This window comes from Aromatoleum evansii (assembly GCF_012910805.1).
Taxonomy (GTDB): domain Bacteria; phylum Pseudomonadota; class Gammaproteobacteria; order Burkholderiales; family Rhodocyclaceae; genus Aromatoleum; species Aromatoleum evansii.
Map to the genome: position 1 here is coordinate 1 of NZ_WTVK01000157.1, position 1,342 is coordinate 1,342.

Genomic DNA, 1,342 nt, shown 5'->3' on the forward strand with positions numbered 1-1,342 from the left:
TGCGCATCGTCGGCGAGGGCATCGCCGGCTTCGCCGATGTCGACCGCATCCTGCGCGAAGCGGCCGGATTCCGCATGGGGCCGTTCGAACTGCTGGACCTCACCGGGCTCGACGTGTCGCACCCGGTCATGAAGTCGATCTACGACCAGTATTACCAGGAACCGCGCTTCCGCCCCTCGCCGATCACCCGCCAGCGCCTCGCCGCGGGGCTGCTCGGACGCAAGAGCGGGCGTGGATTCTATGTCTACCGCGACGGCAAGGCCGAGGTGCCGGCCGAGGACGCGCCGCCCCCGCGCACCGACGTCCCGGTGTGGGTCAGCCGCCGCAATGTCGAGGCCGCGACGCGCGTCACCGCCCTGCTCGAAAGCCTCGGCGCGCGGCTCGACCGCGGCGATACGCCCGGCGCGGGCTCGCTATGCCTCGTGCTGCCGCTCGGCGAGGACGCGACCACCGGGGCGCTTGCCGAAGGGCTGGACCCCGCGCGCACGCTGGCGCTCGACCCGCTCGCCCTCGACGGCCGCCGCACGCTGATGCGCACGCCGCTGACGCAGCGCGAGATGCGCGACGCGGCCTGGGCGCTCTTCGCCGCCGACGGCACGCCGGTCACGGTGATCAACGACAGCCCCGGCTTCGTCGTGCAGCGCGTGCTCGCGACGATCGTGAACATCGGCTGCGACATCGCCCAGCAGCGCGTCGCCACCGCCGAGGACATCGACCGCGCCGTCACGCTCGGCCTCGGCTATCCGAAGGGTCCGCTCGCGCTCGGCGATGCGCTCGGCGCGCGTACGGTGCTCGCCATTCTCGACGCGATCCACGACTTCTACCGCGACCCGCGCTACCGCCCCAGCCCCTGGCTCGTCCGCCGCGCCCGGCTCGGCGTGTCGCTGCTCACTCCCGAAAACTGAACCGCTTTCCACACAAGGACTCACCATGCTCGACGCCTATCTCTACGACGGTCTGCGCTCGCCCTTCGGCCGCCATGCCGGAAAACTCGCCGCCGTGCGCCCCGACGACCTCATCGCGACGGTGATGCGTGAACTCGTTGCCCGCTCGCCCTTCCGCCCCGAGCAGATCGAGGACGTGATCCTCGGCTGCACCGCGCAGGCGGGCGAAGACAGCCGCAACGTCGCGCGCAACGCGCTGCTGGCCGCGGGCCTGCCGCCGACGGTGCCGGGCCAGACCGTCAACCGCCTGTGCGCGAGCGGGCTGGCCGCGGTGCTCGACAGCGCCCGCGCGATCACGTGCGGCGAAGGCGAGCTGTATCTGGCGGGCGGCGTCGAGAGCATGAGCCGCGCCCCCTTCGTCGTCGCCAAGCCCGAGGCCGCCTACAGCCGCGACTTCA

The 1,342-nt window shown here is 72.4% G+C and carries 2 protein-coding genes; both read left to right on the forward strand.

Going from position 1 to position 1,342, the window contains the following annotated elements; all coding sequences use genetic code 11:
• The coding region (locus GO615_RS27645) for a 3-hydroxyacyl-CoA dehydrogenase family protein (RefSeq protein WP_246262528.1) at positions 1–905 on the forward strand (905 nt) is incomplete at its 5' end.
• A 25-nt stretch (positions 906–930) separates the two neighbouring features.
• Positions 931–1,342, forward strand: a 412-nt coding sequence (locus tag GO615_RS27650) for a thiolase family protein (RefSeq protein WP_479686199.1), incomplete at its 3' end; no start/stop codon positions are given.